This window comes from Oceanospirillum sediminis, from assembly GCF_014164585.1.
GTDB lineage: Bacteria > Pseudomonadota > Gammaproteobacteria > Pseudomonadales > Halomonadaceae > Oceanospirillum > Oceanospirillum sediminis.
Genome location: NZ_JACJFM010000002.1, coordinates 61,585 through 79,753, shown reverse-complemented (window position 1 = coordinate 79,753; position 18,169 = coordinate 61,585). Strand labels below are relative to the sequence as shown.

The following is an 18,169-nucleotide window of genomic DNA, read 5'->3' as shown; positions in this document are numbered from 1 at the left end:
CAGAGAACCGGATATAGCATGTTTCATATTGAATCAACCGATAAGCGGCTGGCACAGGCGCTGCAGCGCAAGATTGATCAGAAAACCAAACCGCCGGGTGCGTTGGGCAGTCTCGAGCAGGTTGCACTGAAGCTGGGACTGATACAGCAGAGTTTAATCCCTGTACTGAACGCCCCCTGTATGCTGGTTTTTGCCGGAGATCATGGCATTGCAGCAGAGGGGGTCAGTCCTTATCCGCAGGAAGTCACTCAGCAGATGGTCATGAACTTTCTGAATGGTGGCGCGGCAATCAATGTGTTCTGTCGTCAGAATGGTATGGATCTCAGGGTGATTAATGCCGGTGTGGCGGAGCCGTTACCAGATCATCCGTTGCTGGCAGATCAGAGCATGGGAAGGGGAACCTGTAACTTTCTTAATACCCCGGCCATGACGGCAGAGCAGGCCAGAGAAGCGATACAACGCGGTGCTGATCAGGTAGAGCAACTGGCTCAGCAAGGGTGTAATGTCATTGGTTTTGGTGAAATGGGTATCGGTAATACCTCCTCAGCCGCCATGCTAATGCATCATATGACCGGTATTGCACTGGCCGAATGCGTGGGACGTGGAACCGGGCTGGATGAGAAAGGCATTCTGAAAAAGTTAGCGGTATTACAACAGGCTGCGAATCATCATAATACCGGACACAACCCTATGGCGATTCTGGCCACATTCGGAGGTTTTGAAATTGCAATGATATGCGGAGCGATGCTGAAAGCGGCTGAACTCCGGATGCTGGTGCTGGTGGATGGTTTTATTGCATCCAGTGCCCTCCTTATTGCTCATGGTCTTTATCCGGAAATTCTGGATTATTGCATAGCCTGTCATCAATCGGATGAACAGGGACATCGTAAACTACTTGATTATCTCGGGCTGGAGCCGTTGCTGAGGCTGAATATGAGGCTGGGTGAGGGCAGCGGAGCAGCAGTAGCTTATCCTCTGATCTGCTCTTCACTGGCTTTTTTAAATGAGATGTCCTCCTTTGAGGAGGCCGCAGTAAGTCAGAGAAAGAATGAAGCAGATCAGGCATAATATTGTTTCCTGAAAGGAACTACTTAAGTTGGAGACCCTATCGAACGTGAACAAGATAAAAAAAATAGCGGGACAGCTGCGTGTTGCAGCTTGTTTCGTTGCCGGACAATTTAAGTCGCTGGTTGTGCGACCTTTAATGGGGAAAGCCTGTGCCTTTAAGGCAAAGCTGGATTACACCTTTGACCCTGAGCGGGTAAAGGATCAGTCCAATCTGAACTTCTGGCATCAGCAGCTCTGGTATCTGCTGGCGGCTATCGTTATTTTTACCCGTATTCCGGTACGCTGTCAGATTCCTGAGTGGGCCATGCAGACAAACCGTGCAGCGCGCTTTCTGCCCGTTGTAGGTGTTCTGCTGGGGCTTATCTCTGCACTGAGTTTCTCTCTGTTCTATGCCATCTGGCACAGCGTATGGCTGGCTCTGGTACTGACCACGGTTGTTGGTATATGGCTGACAGGTGCGTTCCACGAAGATGGTTTTGCTGATACCTGTGATGGCTTTGGTGGCAGCAGCACCAAAGAGCGTATTCTCAGTATTATGAAGGATTCGCGTCTGGGGACTTATGGTGTGCTTGGGCTGGGTCTGTTACTGACTGTAAAACTGAGTGCTCTGTTCCTGTTCACACCAGAACAGATCCCTATGGTGCTGATCCTGGGCTATACCCTGAGCCGCAGTTTCTCTGCTAGCTTCATTCACTCAATGAACTACGTGCGTAATGAAGAGGACAGCAAGTTTGTCGGTCAGTCTGAGCCGATGAGCAATTCAGAAGCGCTGTTTGTCTGGGTGATCGGTTTTGCTGCTGTACTGGTTATTATTCTGAGCTTTGGTTATGCAGAACGTGTAATGCCACCTCTGATGATGATGCTGTTACCTCTTTGGGCTCTTAAGTCTTTACTGAGCCGTTACTGGGAAAAACGCATTGGCGGCTATACCGGTGATTGTCTGGGCGGTGCCCAGCAACTGGCTGAAGTGATGACTTACCTGGCTCTGTCTGCTTACAGTCTGAATGTATAAGCACTGAGCTGTTATGATTCAGCGCTCGGCGGATTATCTGTTAATAAGGCATATCCGCCCTGAAGCCGGGTCAGGTGTTTGCTATGGAAGTTCCGATCTTCCTGCCGCAGATGTTCCTGATCCGGCTTGTGCTTTTCTGGCTGACAACTTTTTGTCTGCTAACCCTGACGCTTTGTTGCTCAGTAGTCCATTACTAAGAGCCCGTGCGCTGACTGAAACACTTTTACATTGTCCGGGTTCTGGTTTTCAGAAGGGGGTTCAATATGATGAGGCCTGGCAGGAAATCAATTTTGGTTGCTGGGAAGGTATGCTTTGGGATCAGATTCCCAGGCAGGATATTGAACGCTGGCAGGATAACCTGGAGACCTTTGCTCCCTCGGGTGGTGAATCTGCAGAGAAGATGCGACAGCGGGTTTTATCAGCCTGGCAGGGGTGGCTTGATCAGAGGCAGAGCGGTATTCTGGTCAGTCACTCCGGTGTGATTCGTATGATCATAGGGCAAGTGCTGGATATATCTTTATCTGCTCAGTTAAGGTTGCAGCTGGACTATCAACACCTCATCTGGCTAAGGCGCACATGGTTGTATGATGATAGTCGTTGTTGCGACGCAACGGATCAAATCAACAGTGATGTATGGCAAGTCCGGGGAATGAACTGGCCTCTGGCGCTGGCGGCTTCTAAGCTCTGATGCATATTTTATTCTGGCTTTTACAGACTGATTCAACTTACCTGAAAGGCTTTCCACTGTTTCATACTCTATGCATAGGCTCTATTTCTGTATTTAAAGATGTGTTTTTTATATATTGTAAATACTGCCTGGTAGAAGGAACTTTTACTGCTAGGTTTATTTTATAGTGTTCTGGTTTAAGGAGTGACCATGCCAAGAATCCTGCTAATTGAAGACGATACGTTTATAGCCAAAATGATCAGTCATGTCCTGACAGAAGAAGGGTATGAAGTGGATCACTCGGTAGATGGTGAAAGTGGTTGGAAAGCCTTACATCAGGTCGATTGTTCCTACGACCTGGTGGTACTTGATCGTCAGCTCCCCGGAATGGATGGCATGATGATATTAAGAATGCTGAAAGCTGAGCCTGAGTTCAGTGCCATCCCTGTCATTATGGAAACGGGGCTGACAGATCGTAGTGATATAAAAGAAGGTCTCAGCGCCGGAGCACATTATTATTTAACCAAACCACTGGATAAAACACTGCTGCTGACCGTCGTTGAAGCGGCTATTCAGCAGTATCAGCAATTGAATACAGTGAAAGAGGATGCCAGTGACCTGGCTTTAATCTGTTCTTCCGTAGAACAGCTGAGTATGCGTTTTCAGACCCATGAGCAGGCTATCAGGCTGGCGAAAGCACTCTCCCGGTTATACCCTGATCCGAACAGGGTGGCATTAGGCTTACATGAACTGATGATCAATGCCATTGAGCACGGTAATCTGGGGATTAGCTATGATGAAAAAAAAGCTCTTCTGCTGGCAGGGACATTATCTGAAGAACTGGAAAAAAGACAGGCTTCAGTACAATGGGGGCAACGTGAAGCTCGGGTGTCCGTTTCGAGGGAGAAAGAGCGTCTTGTGCTGATGATTGAAGATGAAGGCGATGGCTTCGACTGGGAGCCTTATATGGAGTTGCAGGCAGAAAGAGCGTTTGATCCAAATGGCAGAGGTATTGCGATGGCGCGTATGAGCAGCTTTGATCAGCTTGCATACCAGGGACGTGGTAATGTGGTTGAAGCGGTTGTGCTGACGAATAAAGGCTGACTATCGATAAGGGTGAAGCTATGTTGCGTCACATAAGGCAAACGATTCAATCCGGTGTGTTGAGTATCCTGATCGCGATTTCAGCTCTGTCTGGTGTGACCTATCTGATTTTGTCGGATACAAGGGATCAGTTTGAGCAGCAGCTTCAGCAGCGTTTTGCAACAATTCTGGATAGTACAGAGCTGGCTCTGAGTATCTGGGTAGAAAACCATATTACACACTCCAGTGCTCTGGCTGATGATGAAGAGTTGCAAAGCTATGTCCGGGTTTTACTGCAGGATGCTGAGAAAGGGCGTGAGCAACTGCTGATTGATAACCGCTACCTTGGTATAAGAGAGTATTTTCAATTCTTGCTTAGCAGGGAGATTTACGAAGGCTTTTTTATACTGAATCCTGATTACCAGTCTCTGGCATCTTCCCGTGATAGCAATACAGGCACCACTAATCTGTTATCCCTTCAGTCGGAGCATCTGCAGCCAGTCTGGAGCGGCAAGCCTGTCATTTCTAAAATACAGCTGTCTGATGTGGATCTGGGGGTAGACTCTGTTTCCGGGCAGGTTAAAAAATACACCATGTTTGTTGTTGTTCCTGTGACAATTAAAGGTAAAGTCGATGCTGCTCTGGCCCTGCGTATTAACCCTTACCGAACATTTTTTCCTTTATTATCAAGGGAGAAGTCAGGGAAGCGTGGTATAACTTATGCCTTTGACCAATATGGTAGTCTGTTGTCTCCTGTAGACGCGAACTGGCTGTCGGGCGATGATGCGGATTCAGCGTATCATCAGGGGCGATTAAACAAGAAAGTATCTGAACGGGTGAGTCCGCGTTCGTCTGAAACATCATTTAACCTGATTGGCTATCCTGGTATTCACTCAGAATATGTCGTCGGTGGCTGGCGCTGGCTGAAAGATATGGGCATCGCGATTACAACGGAGCAGCCCAGAGAAGAAGCTTTCAGCCTTTTACATCATACCAATCGCCTGATTTTCCTTGCCGCTTGCTTTTCCGTTTTTCTGATGTTGCTGACCAGCATTATTTTCTTCCGTAGTCGACGTCTGGCTGATGCTGAAGCGTTTATGAGTCATGCTATTTCAGAAGTCTCCTCTGAGGGGATTATCGTGGTTGATCTTAAAGGCTGCGTGATACGTGCGAATCATGCTGTATCTTTGATGTTAAAAATGCCACTGGATTCAATGTATGGTCGTACTTTTCTGCCTTTTTTTCCTGAATGGGATGATATGGAGTGTTCAGAGTGGCTCAGAAAGAAAAGTAAGCTGACTCAGCCTCTGGAAACCCAATTGCTATCGGCAGAGAAGGACAAACTGGGAGTTCAGGTGATGGTGCGCGAGGTAGAAGGCGATAACTCTGGTTATTATGTCGTCTACATCCGGGATATTTCTACTTATAAAAAGATGAATGAAGACCTGAAATCCTTCTCGTTCAGACTTCAGTTAGAAAAAGATAAGGCAGAGCAGGCTGCTGAAACCCTGAAAGTGACACGGGATGCTCTGGAGAATTCTGATATTGCAGAGCTTTGGATTGAATGCCGCTCTGGCCGTATTGTGCATAGTAATAATGTGGCACTGAATCGTCTGGAGTATGACACCCAGACCCTTAAAAGCCTGACGCTACTTAATATCGACTTTCACCATACAGAAGAGAGCTTTAAAGAGCAGGTGATACAGGTTCGTGATAGTGGTTTTTTGCGTACCGAGAGTGTGCATCAATCGAAAAATGGCCATCTGATACCTGTTGAGCTGATTATAATGTATCAGGTGTTATCCGGTCAGGAGCTATTGGTTGCCTTTGTGCTGGATATTTCGGAGCGTAAAGCAGCTGAAAATAGTCTGAAAAAAGCAACTCGGGAAGCAGAAGCCGCCAATCGGGCTAAATCTGCTTTCCTAGCGACCATGAGTCACGAGATTCGTACACCATTGAATGGCATTGTTGCCTCTGTTGATATGTTGCGCTTTAAAGGCATTACTAAAGAGCAGCTGGAATTGACTGAGCAGGCCTATGCTTCTGCGATTAGTCTGATGCAAATCATTAATGATGTACTGGACTTCTCTCGCATTGAAGCTGACAGTCTGGAATTAAATGAAAGCCCTTTGTCCATCAGGCAGTTGGTGCGTGAGGTTCAGATGGTGACCGGGCCTATTGCGCAGAAAAGAGCATGCCAGCTATTGTTTATTGATGAAATCGAGTCACCCTATCTGCTCTGTGATGGCGTCAGAGTGAAGCAGATTATTATCAACCTGGTGAGTAACGCCGTTAAATTCAGTTCAGATCAGGAAGATAAAAGAGGTCAGGTCTATGTGTATCTGAGCTATGATCTGTCCCGCCAGATATTAAGTGTGCGTGTCTCTGATAATGGAATTGGTATGTCTGAAGAAGTGATATCTCGTTTGTTCCAGCCTTTCTCTCAGGCTGACGGTGATATTACAAGGCGCTTTGGTGGATCGGGTTTGGGCCTGACGATTACGCAACGCCTGACCCGGATGATGGGAGGAACAATTCATATTGATAGTGAGGAAGGTCTGGGCAGCATCTTTTCTGTGCAGATCCCTCTGCTTCGGGCCGAAGTCCCGGATAGCTCTGTTCCGGTGAGTGCGATACTACCGGAAAAATCCAGCGCTTTGGCTCCGGTTACACTGCTTTGCTATCTGGGAGACGATGCTTCCAGAAAAGCATTACGGTTATATTTCTCCGAATGCTGCCCTGATGGACACTGGCTGGATTTCCATTGCGAAGATGAGCTGGCACAGGCGCTCAGGCAACTTTCAGTGCAAAATAGTGTGGTACTGACTGATGATGCATATTACCCCCGTGTAGCGGATCTTGCCGATGATCAGAATATCCGCCTGATTAAAGCAGGCTTCTATTCTGATACAGAAGAGCTGTTTCTTCCACCCGGACATGCCCGGTTGAACCTTTATTACCTGAACAGTGAAAACTTGTTCCGGGAGATTCAGTATTGTTGTTTTCCTGATCGGTTTAATGATGGTCTGGCGGCTAGCCGTGCTGGCAGTTCAGTACATCCAGGGTTCAACCCGGATCAGGTTGGTCGCGTATTACTGGTCGATGACAATGCGATGAACCGTAAGGTGATCGGACAGCAGCTATCTATGCTGGGACTGACTTACGATACAGCAGAAGATGGCCAGCAAGCGCTGGATTTCTGGTTGCAACGAGACTATGGCCTGTTGCTGACCGACTGTCACATGCCCGTGATGGATGGGTATAATCTGGCTCGGAAGATACGACAGTATTCCCAGTATCAGCATTACCCGATTATTGCATTAACTGCTGACGCTATGAAAGGGGTGCGTGACCAGTGCCTTGCTGCAGGTATGAATGACTGTCTGTCAAAACCTCTGGAGCTGGAAACGCTGGCGACAACTATCCTGCGTAATTTGTCTGAGTATGCCGTCCCTCAGACGCCGGTTTATGCTGATGCTCTGATTGATTCTGATAACAGTGGATCAGAGAATAAGGTTGCTGAATCATCACTGGTTGATACCGATCTATTGTTCCATGCTGCTGAGCCTGGTATGGCTGAGAACCAGACTGATGAGTCAGAGAGTACTGAAACCGCCACGCAAAATAATATTCCCGCATTACTTGATTTTTCGGTACTACCTAAACTAATTTCAAGTGATGACGTATCCGTATTACAGGAGTTCTACCAGGAGTTTCTGGACAGCTCACAAGAGGTGATAGTACGCCTGAAGCAAGGCATAGAGCAGAATGATTTTACTGTCATAGGCAGTGCTACACATCAGTTGAAATCATCTGCCGGTATGGTGGGTGCAGTGGCCTTGAGTGATAAAGCTACCGTCATTAACACCGCCATCAAGCAGAATGCCTCTGATAGTGTAATGACTGATGCATCTGAGCTGATTCTGATATATGAGCGGTCTGTCACGTTAATCAGAGAGCATATTTCGTAGCCCTGTATCAGGTGAAAGCTATGACAGAGATGAAACACGTTGTCATTGTAGATGATGACCACTTTGTACTCAGGACGACATCTTTTCAGGTGAAAGGTATTGGTTGCCATCAGGTTCAGACCTTTGACAATGCACGGGATGCTCTGGCGTTGCTGGCGCATTCCGATCATGGTGTCGAGGCCGTGATACTGGATCTGAATATGCCGGATATTACGGGTATTGATATGATTCGCTGTTTAGCCGATCAGCAATTTCCTGGCCATATTATTCTGTTCAGTGGAGAAGACCTTTATACCCTGGAAGCCGTCGAGAAGCTGGCTCAGGCCAGAGGGCTATCTGTAGCAGCCCGGATCAGCAAGCCTGTTGATAGTCAGCAACTCAGGCAGGTACTGCTGAACATAAAGCAACCTGCAGAAGCCATTCTCTCAAAGCCCGCGATTACCCGCACGATATCAAAACAACGTCTGCAACAGGCCATCCTCCATAATGAGCTGACTCCCTGGTTGCAACCTAAGATACATCTGATCAATCAGGAGGTCTTTGGTGTGGAGGTACTGGCTCGCTGGAGTGCGCCTGATTTGGGCAATATATTTCCTGATGAGTTTATTCCATTGCTGGAACGTTATGATCTGATTGATGAGATGACACTGTCCCTGACCCGCCAGGTTATCGCTTTTTTTCGTGAGCATCATCACTCATTGGAGCAGATTCATATTGCAATCAACCTGTCGATGAAAAGCCTGCAACAGAGCAGTTTTTTTATCGCATTGGAGAATGTGTTAGCGCATTATAATGAAAGCCCCGGTCGTTTTACTTTTGAAGTCACGGAAAGTTGCCTGAACAGAGACATGGCGGAGGTCCTGGATGTACTGAGCAGTTTAAGGCTTAAGCGCATTTCTTTGTCAATTGATGACTTTGGTACAGGATACTCCAATCTGACACAGTTGAAAGATTTGCCTTTTGACGAGCTGAAACTGGATAAAAGCTTTGTCAGCTCTGTATGGGATAACTCCAAATCTCAAATTATCCTCCATAACAGTATTAATCTGGCTAAGCAGCTGAATATGACTGTGGTCGCAGAGGGCATAGAGACATCGCAGGAGATGGAGCTGGTGAAACAGATGGGCGTTGATTATGCCCAGGGTTACTACTTCGCCCGTCCTATGCCGATGGATCGTTTTCCTGTCTGGTTAGAGGAGTGGAGTGAACTGCGTTATCAACTGTTCAGTTTTGTACCTGTTCAGCCTGCTTTTCCTCCAGAGACACCAAAGCGAGAGAGTTATCGCCTGCAAGTACTCCGAAGCCTGAATATCCTTGATACGCATAAGGAAGAAGCCTTTGATCGCATCACCCGTATTGCACAAAGAGCCTTTGACGTTCCTGTGGTGCTGGTCAGTCTGGTTGATAGTGACAGACAGTGGTTTAAATCAAAGGTTGGATTAGATGCGACACAAACCAGTCGCGAAATCTCATTCTGTGGTCACGCTATTATGAGTGAAGAGACTTTTCTTGTTGAAGATGCTCTGAACGATCACCGCTTTTCTTCGAATCCTCTGGTAACCGGTGAGCCAGGCATACGTTTCTACGCAGGTCAGCCGCTGTCTGTGAGAGGTGGAAATGTGGGTACTCTGTGCTGTATTGACTTTAAACCCAGAGCGTTTACGGAACAGGACAAACAATTAATGGCTGATCTTGCCGAATTAGTTGTACAGGAGATGGAGTTAAGGCTGCAAGCGCTTTCTGCGGCTGATCAATATTAAATAGAAGGAGGCACATTATGTTTACGGCCTATCAGAGGCGAGCCTCTTTTTTCCTGATGATTTTTATATTATCTGGCCTGGCTTTTTTTACATCAGCACTGGAGTGGCAGGGTAATAAAACGCTGCACACCCTGATGGAGTCTACAGCGACGCTGGTTGCGGTATTTGTCGGGATACTCTGTTTTTTGCACTATTTTGCTCATCGATCTGATAAGCTGTTTTTTATTATTGGTGCTGGGTTTGTCGGGACCGCTACTCTGGATTTTTATCATGCTCTGGTGACATCCGAGTTCTTTGATCTGTTGTTTCCCAGTCCTCCGCCCTCGTTGATTCCCTGGAGCTGGGTATCCTCCCGCTTCTTTTTGGGGGCCTCTTTTCTGGTCGCTGCTTTTGCTATGCTGCCTCGTTATCAGAACCGGCTAAGTAACACTCAAATCGTTTGCTTCAGTGGGTTGTTTGCTATTTTGTCTTTCCTGTTTTTTGCCTTTTATCCCTTGCCCAGAGCATACTATCCTGAGTTGTTTGTCAGTCGGCCTGAGGAATTAATTCCTGCACTGATGATGGCGGTTGCTGGGGGGATGTTCTATATCCGTGGTGGTTGGAAAGAGAATGACTTTGAATACTGGCTTTTACTGACGATTATTGTCAGTCTGATGTGTCAGTTAATGTTTATGCCTTTCTCTCTGCGTCTGTTTGATAACCCCTTCAACATTGCACACTTGTTCAAGACTTTGTCGTATCTGTTGATGAGTATTGGGCTGTTCATCAGTATTTATCGCTTGTTTGCCAGTGAAAAGCATCTGAAGCAACGGTTAGAACGTAGTCTGGATAAATCCACCGCTGCAACTCAGGCCAAGTCCGGCTTTCTGGCTACAATGAGTCATGAAATTCGAACCCCATTGAATGGTATTGTCGCAACAATCGATCTGCTTCAACAGGATATACAGCAAAGTGAGCATAGAGAGTTACTTGAAACGGCTGAAAACTCCGCCAGAATGTTGCAGGTCATTATTGATGATATTCTGGACTTTTCCAGAATTGAAGCAGGCAAGCTGGAACTGGATAAGCTCGATATCTCCCCTGAAGAAACCATTTTTCAGGTAGTGGATAACCTGTCAGGGCAGGCAGATAAAATGAGGGTGCGCCTGAGAGTTAATTGTCCTCCTGATCTGCCTGTTGTATTGGCTGATGCGGTACGAATTAAGCAAATTCTTTATAACCTGATAGGTAATGCTATTAAGTTCTCTCAGGGTCTGGCAGACCGGCAAGGTGCCGTTGTTCTTGATGTTGAGATGAAAGAGCAGGATGAGCATCGGGGAATATTAAACCTGGTCGTCAGGGATAATGGTATTGGTGTTTCTGACGAGCTCAAAGCCTCCCTGTTTCAGCCCGTTGAGCACGGAAAACCTGTTAATGATCTGTCTGATGGCTCCGGGCTTGGGTTGTTACTGACTAAACACCTTGTGGATTTAATGTCTGGCCAGCTGGAAGTTCTGAGTTTTGCAGGTGAAGGGTCTGCTTTTACTGTAAGTCTGCCTCTGGAGTATGGCGATCAGTCGCTGTTGAAAACTAAGCCTGATCTTTCGGGTATTTTTGTGATTGTCTGCGCGGGTGAGAGTTTGTTAACAGAGTCACTGATACGTTACCTGAAACATGGAAAAATACCGTTTTTCGTACTCAAATCAGCTGACACAGGACCAGCGTTACAAATGGCCAATCAGTTGCGTAGTGAAAGATTGATTATTCTGAACAGTTATGCTGATTTTTCTGTAACTCCGGGTATGCTGGCGTGCCGCATGCCTGATACTCTGACGGGGAGTAATATTCACTTTGTGACTTTTTCGGCGGAATTTTCCGCATATGATGAGCACTACCTGGAAGTAAAGCATGATGGGCGTGTCATTATGCATCCTTCAACGGTTTCATATCACCGTTTGCTGAATACTCTGAATGATCTGGCCTGCAAAATCCTGAAAGAACCCGTCCACTTTTCGATGGCTGATCGTCCTGAGTTGTCAATGACGGTCGAGCAGGCTGTCAGTTGTAATCGTATGGTATTGCTGGTCGATGATAACTCAACCAATCAGAATGTTATTCGCCAGCAGTTACTGAGGTTAGGATTCCTTGTTGATATGGCTCAGAATGGCCGACAGGCTCTGTCGATGTGGCAGCAGAATCAATACAGTTTGATACTCAGCGATTGCCATATGCCCGAGATGGATGGTTATGAATTAGCCAGTTGCATCCGGCAGGAGGAGTCATCCTTTGGCAAGAGCAGAATACCCATGATTGCCATTACGGCCGATGCATTGAAGGGAACCCGGAGCAAGTGCCTGGAGGCTGGTATGGATGCATACCTGCCAAAACCTTTCTCGTTAACGGCTCTTAGTAAGTGCCTTGCTCCATTTATGAATGAGTTTGATAAGAAGAAAACCGCTGTATCAGATGATGTTGACGGTGTGGATACGCAGGTACTTATTGAGATGATTGGTTCAGATGATCCCGGTGTACTCAGCCAGTTCTATCGTGAGTTTATTACCAGTAGTCGATACTTGGTTGAACAGTTACATCAGCATCTGACCGAACCGTGTAATAATTCTTTATTAACAACGAGGATTAAAAAACTGCACACAGCGTCGGAAATGGTGGGGGCTTTTTATCTGAAAGCCAGTTGTGAAAAGGTGATACATCTGCTGGCGAATGGCGCAAACATCAAAGAGCTGGTTACTGATCTGAATACCTGCATTCAGGTCTGTCATGGCGTTATCCATTCTATTGAACATTATTGTCAGGAGCTGGATCGGATCGTTCAGAAGCGTTGATTATGAGCATAGGCCATACGATTCAGCACTCTGATGTAATCAATATATAGCACCATCAATGCGTAGTACCATCAATGCATAGTACCGCCCGATTTTGCCGGGGGGAATTTAACCGATGTGCACTGATATTGACTGTTAACCCTGATATATTTGGGGGCCGACAGTATGAATAAAGTGACCTCGATTGTGCACGAAAAAGAAGGTGTGATTAAATATCAGCTGGACTTTGCTGTAGCAGAGCCCGTTGATGCTCAAAGGTTAAAGGCTCTGCAGCAGTGGCGTTTGACACTGTACCAGCTGGGGCTGATCGGGCAGGACCCGGAGCGTTATGGCGGCCTGGGCTACGGTAATATCAGTCAGCGCTGCTTCTCAGATGATGCCCATGATCTGCCGGAGAATGCATGGGCTGATATTTATGATGCGGCTGTCGCTCTGGCTGAATCTCAGAACCCGGATGACAGATCGGGTTTTCTGATCAGTGGTACACAAACCGGGCATCTGTCCGAATTGACCGCAGAACATTATGCACTGGTTAACCATTGCGATCCTCTTAACAATCATATTATCGCCAGCGGTCCTGTTAAGCCATCTTCCGAAGCGCTGACTCATGGGGCGATTTATGCATTGTCACCGGATATTCAGGCGGTGATTCATGTACATAGCCCTGAAATCTTTGCCCTGAGAAATCAGCTATTGCTGCCTTCAACACCGGATCATGTTCCTTACGGTACGCCTGATATGGCAAACGCAGTACGAAGCCTCTGGAGTGAAGGAAAACTGAAGAGTGCTCCTGTACTGGTTATGGGAGGACATCAGGATGGTGTGATCAGTTTTGGCAGAAATATGACTGAAGCCGGAATGGCTATGCTGAATGTATTTCAGTGGGCCAGAGCATTAAGACTGGCAGAAGAAGCTGAAGCTGGCCACGTCGAGCGGGTAACGGCCTTCTGATGGAGGTCTGGGCAGGATTAACGGTTATGGCGGCCCTGATGCAATCTGTCAGAACTGCCGGGCAGAAAAAGTTAGCTTATGGATTAACGGCAACCGGTGCTGCCGTTGTCCGCTACCTGTATGGTTTACCTTTTGCGTTGCTTTATCTGTTCTGGCTGGTGTACTGGCAGCCAGAGGCCAGCGGCTCTCTGCCAGATAGCAATGAACGTTTTCTGTTATTTGCCTTTCTGGCCAGCCTGACTCAATTGATTGCAACGGCGCTGATGGTCTGGTTGTTCCGTTTTCGCAACTTTGCGATTGGCAGTATGTATGTCAAAACAGAGGCTTTGCTGGCCGCATTGCTCGGTGCTGTATTGTTTTCTGAAAGTTTATCGGCGATGGCCTGGCTGAGTATTGTGCTGGGGGCTATAGGTATTATGCTGATCAGCAGCTGGAAGAGTGCTGCGTCTGAGCATGGAGCTGATCCGTCTCATCTGATGCAATGGCTGTTTAATCCTGCTGCCGGGACAGGTTTGTTGGCAGGTGGTTTGTTTGCTCTGACCTCTTTATGTTTACGTCAGGCCAGCCTGTCTTTAGATACCGGGTTTCAGTTGAGTGCGGCTTATACGCTGGCGGTGATGGTGATCATGCAGAGCCTGATCGGCATTATTTATCTGTCTTTTCGTTCTGCCAGTGACTGGAGGTCTATGTCCCGACAGCATCCGGCCTGTGTATTTGTAGGATTAACCAGTGTAATGGGATCTGTTGGGTGGTTTACAGCTATGACTCTGCAACCGGTCGCCTATGTAAAAGCGGTTGGGCAGATTGAATTTATTTTTACCCTGATAATCGCCGTGCTTGTCTTCCGTGAAAAGCTGACGGCACGCGAGATTCTTGGCATGCTGGTCATTGTCGCCGGAGTACTGCTACTCCTGTTGGCATCCTGATTTTATGGCAGTGCTACGGGGTGGATACAGGGTCGTGAGTGAAGTAATAAGGGGATACAACACAGTAGAGCCTCCCATAGCAGTACTTTAGTGGTGCTCTGGTTCTCCTTCGTCTTCAGACAAGGCTGTCAGAATGGTGCAATGGACAGCTGACTTTTCGCTACCACAGCAAGCGTCTGTGATCTGCTGCAGCGCATCTTTCATACGTTGGAGTTCTGCCAGTTTAGCGTTAATTTCATCCAGTTTTGACTGAGCAAAATTTTTAACGGATTCGCAGGTTTCCTGTTCCCGATTTACTTCAAGTGCTAAAAGTCCGGCAATATCCTTTAAGGAAAAACCAACGGCCTTGGCTTTCAGGATAAAGGAGACCTGTTTCAGGGTTTTTTCATCATATAGACGGTAACCGGCATCGCTACGGTGAGGTGTTTTTAATAGTCCCTGCTTTTCGTAGAAACGCAGGGCTTCTACAGAAATACCCGTTTTACTGGCCAGTTCGCCAATACGCATAAAGTGAGTCATTGGGTTACCTGCTAATTACCTGTTCTGGATTAACTCTTATTGCATATGTTAAACCCTGACGTCTGGTTCAGGGTCAAGCTGTCTGCCTGAAACAAAGGGAATCTGTTTTCAGAATCTTTAATGGGTCAGAGGTATTCTGTCTGGTCTTCATCCAGGCGTCTTTTATCCGGGTAATGCCAGGGCAGAGGTTGTTGATGAGGCCAGTGATCCGGTACGATAAAATAGCGTTGTTCGCTCTGGCGATGGGCAATATAAACAGGGTGTTCCCGTTGAAGCTCATGGTCTATTTCAGACATGATTTGTCGTTTATTTTGCCACTCTGGCTGGGCGGGTAAAGCGAGCCAGTGGGGCTTACGCATGATATACCAGTCAGACGTTTCAGGCTGGCAATCAACCCAGTGTCGGAATGTTTGCCAGATGCCACGCTGGTGAGCACTGTTTATTCTGACCGGGGATATTTTATGGTTATTAGCAGATGAGATCAGTAACGGGTCTGCAGTATCCGGGTAGAAGAGTATCCCACGAGTCAGAGAGGAAGAATGATCTGGCAAACAGGCTTCGCCATGTAATAAAGCCTGTACTTCTGGCCTGTGGCTGAGAGTCAGTTGCTGCTGATACAGCTTATGCCATTTATGATCCAGGCTGTCGATACATCCTGGTCCCAGCCAGTGGCTCCATCGCCAGGGGGCACCCCAGGCATCCGGAGTACGCAGATAAAACTTGATGGCCAGCTCCAGATGCCAGATTTTCTGATCCCTGAAGTCCCGAAGAATAATATCAAATTCCCCCAGCGTTTTTTTCTGGTGATGTATCACCCGATTGCTCATCAGTACTTCGATCTCCGGGTGCAGGCGGAGCCAGTAACCCCAGAGTTGTTCCACATAAAGCCCCAGCCGTCTGGGCGGATTATTCTGAGCGAACGGCAGCAGGGGAGAGCCAGAGGGTAAATCTGTTATGAAAGGCTTATCCCTTAGTGCCCCTTTTATTAGCTCTTGGTCTATGAATGCCAGAGTATCCGGATCAGCAGCGGGTATTTGCCAGCTTTCTGCAGTACAATGAGCCAGCGCTGGAGTGGTCAGCAGCCACACCAGATCCCGGATATACTGATGCTGAAAGTTGTTGATGTTCATCGTTTTTTAACAGGATAAGGTTCTGATAGAGAGATCATCAGGATTGAATTTATTCTGTTAACTGTATCAGATAATCAGTGCTGAACGTTTGTTTTGTCGCATACAGTTTGCCGCATACAGAGAGTGCCTCTGAATATTTGCAATCGGGGGGGACAAAACAGTCGGACAGGTGACTGATATAACAAAGTAATATTCGAGAGCCTGTAAATATAAAGCAGGCAACGGGGCCGACAGCCACTGAGCTGACAGGTATAAATTTCCACCAGGGTATAAAACGACAGATGGAACAATTTAAAAATATTGGCCTGATTGGGCGAATGGGTAGCACAAAAGTTGTAGACACAATTAAACGCCTGATTCGCTATCTGCAGGATGAACGCAATCTGCACGTTATTCTGGAAGACCAGATCGGCGAAATTATGCCGGGTCATGGGCTACAGGAAGTTAATCGAAAACTGATCGGAGAAATCAGTGACCTGGTGATTGTAGTCGGTGGTGACGGTAGCCTGTTAGGTGCTGCACGCGCCATTGCTAAGTATAAAACTCCGGTACTGGGCGTGAACCGTGGTCGTCTGGGCTTTCTGACCGATATTTCACCGGATGAGCTGGAAACTCGCGTTGGTGAAGTACTGGATGGTAAATATATCAGCGAAAACCGCTTTATGCTGGATGCAGAAGTGTATCGTAACGGGGAACCGGTTGGTAATGCGGTAGGGCTGAACGATGTGGTACTGCATCCGGGTAAATCAGCTCGTATGATTGAATTCGATCTGTATATCGAAGGTCAGTATGTCTACAACCAGCGTTCAGATGGTCTGATTGTTTCCACACCAACAGGATCTACGGCCTACTCGTTGTCTGGCGGTGGACCTATTATGCACCCGAAGCTTGATGCTATTGTACTGGTGCCTATGTTTCCGCATACCCTCAGTAGCCGCCCGATTGTGGTCGATGGTAATAGTGAAGTAAAAATTATTATTGCCGAAGATAATGATGCCTACCCTCATGTCAGCTGTGACGGGCAAACTCATCTGGTCACTAAACCCGGTGATGTGCTTTATGTGAAGAAACGCCCTTATAAGTTACGTCTGATTCACCCGGTTGATCATAATTTCTATGAGATATGCCGAACCAAGTTAGGCTGGAGTAGTAGTTTTGTCGACTGATAACAGATTCAGGCAGGGAATTCCCCCTGCGGCAGGGTATGATCTGATTGGTGATATTCATGGCTGTGCCCATACTCTGGAGCGTTTGCTGACACTGATGGGCTATGAGTGTCAGGATAATGTCTGGCAGCACCCTGAGCGTAAAGTCATCTTTCTGGGTGATATTGTTGATCGCGGTCCCAGAATCAGAGAAGCCGTGCAGATTGCATTCAATATGGTTCAGAACGGCCATGCGGCGATGGTAATGGGGAATCATGAGCATAACGCCATTACCTATTGTACCAGAGCACCGGAAGGGTTTGGCGAGGATTATCTGCGCTCTCATTCTGTCCGGCACAATCGTCTGATTAAGGAAACTCTGGAGCAGTTTGAAGATTATCCGGAAGAGTGGGAAATGTATCTGGACTGGTTCCGACAGTTGCCTCTCTATCTGGAGCATGATCAGTTCCGGGTAATTCATGCCTGCTGGCAGAAAGATCTGATTGCAGAATTACAGGCCAGAACCGGTGACGTCTATCTGACTGATGAGTTGTTGCTGGAGTCTGTGCAGCGGGACAGTTTTGGTTTTATCCTGATGGAGCAGCTGACCCGTGGCTCTCATCTGAGGTTACCGGATGGTATTCAGATTCACAGCGGTGATGGGTTTACCCGCAGAACATTCCGGACGCATTTCTGGGCTAAAGATCCAATTACGTATGGTGATGTTATTTTCCAGCCGGATAATTTGCCTGGTGCTCTGGAAGATCGTTTATTAACGGATAAAGAGCGAAAATATCTGCATTATTATGATCGGAACGAAAAACCTTTATTTATCGGTCATTACTGGTGTGAAGGTGTTCCTGCTCTGGTCACGCCTAATATTGCCTGTCTGGATTATAGTGCAGTGAAATATGGCAAGCTGGTTTGTTATCGCTTCAGTGGTGAGCAACAACTGGATGCGAATAATTTTGTCTGGGTTTCAGTGGATAGAGATGAGAGCTGATAAAAAGCGCTTTTACTGTTAAAGCGTGAGCTGGCTCGATAAGAGTGTTCCGGCGAGATGCAGGCTCAGCCTTGTTTATCGGGCGGGGGAATAAAATACCGATAAATTACTT

13 protein-coding genes are annotated in these 18,169 nt (G+C 47.2%); 11 read left to right on the top strand and 2 right to left on the bottom strand.

Going from position 1 to position 18,169, the window contains the following annotated elements; translation table 11 throughout:
- Window positions 1-18: 18 nt before the first annotated feature.
- The 9 genes from cobT to H4O21_RS01895 all read left to right on the top strand — a co-directional run bounded on the left by cobT (window position 19) and on the right by H4O21_RS01895 (window position 14,260).
- Window positions 19-1,068 carry a nicotinate-nucleotide--dimethylbenzimidazole phosphoribosyltransferase gene (gene cobT, locus H4O21_RS01935; protein ID WP_182807163.1) on the top strand — a complete coding sequence of 350 codons (1,050 nt, stop codon included), beginning with the start codon at window positions 19-21 and terminating at the stop codon, window positions 1,066-1,068.
- 46 nt (window positions 1,069-1,114) lie between these two features.
- Window positions 1,115-2,080 (top strand): adenosylcobinamide-GDP ribazoletransferase, encoded by a 966-nt coding sequence (locus H4O21_RS01930; protein ID WP_182807162.1) that lies wholly within the window; start codon window positions 1,115-1,117, stop codon window positions 2,078-2,080.
- 13 nt (window positions 2,081-2,093) lie between these two features.
- Entirely contained in the window at window positions 2,094-2,768 is a 675-nt protein-coding gene (locus H4O21_RS01925; RefSeq protein ID WP_182807161.1) for a histidine phosphatase family protein, read from the top strand.
- A 189-nt stretch (window positions 2,769-2,957) separates the two neighbouring features.
- Window positions 2,958-3,851, top strand: a complete 894-nt coding sequence (locus H4O21_RS01920) for a response regulator (protein ID WP_182807160.1) — start codon at window positions 2,958-2,960, stop codon at window positions 3,849-3,851.
- Window positions 3,852-3,871: 20 nt separating this feature from the next.
- Window positions 3,872-7,801 carry a hybrid sensor histidine kinase/response regulator gene (locus H4O21_RS01915; RefSeq protein ID WP_182807159.1) on the top strand — a complete coding sequence of 1,310 codons (3,930 nt, stop codon included), beginning with the start codon at window positions 3,872-3,874 and terminating at the stop codon, window positions 7,799-7,801.
- 20 nt (window positions 7,802-7,821) lie between these two features.
- Window positions 7,822-9,561 (top strand): EAL domain-containing protein, encoded by a 1,740-nt coding sequence (locus H4O21_RS01910; protein ID WP_182807158.1) that lies wholly within the window; start codon window positions 7,822-7,824, stop codon window positions 9,559-9,561.
- 17 nt (window positions 9,562-9,578) lie between these two features.
- On the top strand, window positions 9,579-12,383 hold the full coding sequence (locus tag H4O21_RS01905; protein WP_182807157.1) for a response regulator: 2,805 nt from the start codon (window positions 9,579-9,581) through the stop codon (window positions 12,381-12,383).
- A 165-nt stretch (window positions 12,384-12,548) separates the two neighbouring features.
- On the top strand, window positions 12,549-13,334 hold the full coding sequence (locus H4O21_RS01900; RefSeq protein WP_182807156.1) for a class II aldolase/adducin family protein: 786 nt from the start codon (window positions 12,549-12,551) through the stop codon (window positions 13,332-13,334).
- On the top strand, window positions 13,334-14,260 hold the full coding sequence (locus H4O21_RS01895; RefSeq protein ID WP_440590217.1) for an EamA family transporter: 927 nt from the start codon (window positions 13,334-13,336) through the stop codon (window positions 14,258-14,260). Before H4O21_RS01900 ends, H4O21_RS01895 begins: the two co-directional genes overlap by 1 nt.
- 87 nt (window positions 14,261-14,347) lie before the next feature.
- On the opposite strand, the gene zntR is transcribed toward H4O21_RS01895, so the two are convergent.
- Window positions 14,348-14,779, bottom strand: a complete 432-nt coding sequence (gene zntR / locus H4O21_RS01890) for a Zn(2+)-responsive transcriptional regulator (protein WP_255487091.1) — start codon at window positions 14,777-14,779, stop codon at window positions 14,348-14,350.
- 125 nt (window positions 14,780-14,904) lie between these two features.
- A complete protein-coding gene (locus H4O21_RS01885; protein ID WP_182807154.1) occupies window positions 14,905-15,909 on the bottom strand; it encodes a DUF1853 family protein in 1,005 nt (334 codons plus the stop codon).
- Between the two features lie 281 nt (window positions 15,910-16,190).
- On the opposite strand from H4O21_RS01885, the gene H4O21_RS01880 reads away from it, so the two are divergent.
- Together H4O21_RS01880 and H4O21_RS01875 are read left to right on the top strand one after the other, a co-directional pair.
- Window positions 16,191-17,075: an NAD(+) kinase gene (locus H4O21_RS01880; protein WP_182807153.1), complete on the top strand. Its 885-nt coding sequence runs from the start codon at window positions 16,191-16,193 to the stop codon at window positions 17,073-17,075.
- Window positions 17,065-18,057 carry a metallophosphoesterase gene (locus H4O21_RS01875; protein WP_220495467.1) on the top strand — a complete coding sequence of 331 codons (993 nt, stop codon included), beginning with the start codon at window positions 17,065-17,067 and terminating at the stop codon, window positions 18,055-18,057. The genes H4O21_RS01880 and H4O21_RS01875 overlap by 11 nt, the downstream gene beginning before the upstream one ends.
- Window positions 18,058-18,169: the final 112 nt, after the last annotated feature.

Coding starts and splice junctions, on each gene's coding strand:
- cobT (WP_182807163.1), top strand. CDS start 19: ATGTTTCATATTGAATCAACCGATAAGCGGCTGGCACAGGCGCTGCAG.
- H4O21_RS01880 (WP_182807153.1), top strand. CDS start 16,191: ATGGAACAATTTAAAAATATTGGCCTGATTGGGCGAATGGGTAGCACA.
- H4O21_RS01885 (WP_182807154.1), bottom strand. CDS start 15,909: ATGAACATCAACAACTTTCAGCATCAGTATATCCGGGATCTGGTGTGG.
- H4O21_RS01925 (WP_182807161.1), top strand. CDS start 2,094: ATGATTCAGCGCTCGGCGGATTATCTGTTAATAAGGCATATCCGCCCT.
- H4O21_RS01905 (WP_182807157.1), top strand. CDS start 9,579: ATGTTTACGGCCTATCAGAGGCGAGCCTCTTTTTTCCTGATGATTTTT.
- H4O21_RS01915 (WP_182807159.1), top strand. CDS start 3,872: ATGTTGCGTCACATAAGGCAAACGATTCAATCCGGTGTGTTGAGTATC.
- H4O21_RS01895 (WP_440590217.1), top strand. CDS start 13,334: ATGGAGGTCTGGGCAGGATTAACGGTTATGGCGGCCCTGATGCAATCT.
- H4O21_RS01920 (WP_182807160.1), top strand. CDS start 2,958: ATGCCAAGAATCCTGCTAATTGAAGACGATACGTTTATAGCCAAAATG.
- H4O21_RS01910 (WP_182807158.1), top strand. CDS start 7,822: ATGACAGAGATGAAACACGTTGTCATTGTAGATGATGACCACTTTGTA.
- zntR (WP_255487091.1), bottom strand. CDS start 14,779: ATGACTCACTTTATGCGTATTGGCGAACTGGCCAGTAAAACGGGTATT.
- H4O21_RS01900 (WP_182807156.1), top strand. CDS start 12,549: ATGAATAAAGTGACCTCGATTGTGCACGAAAAAGAAGGTGTGATTAAA.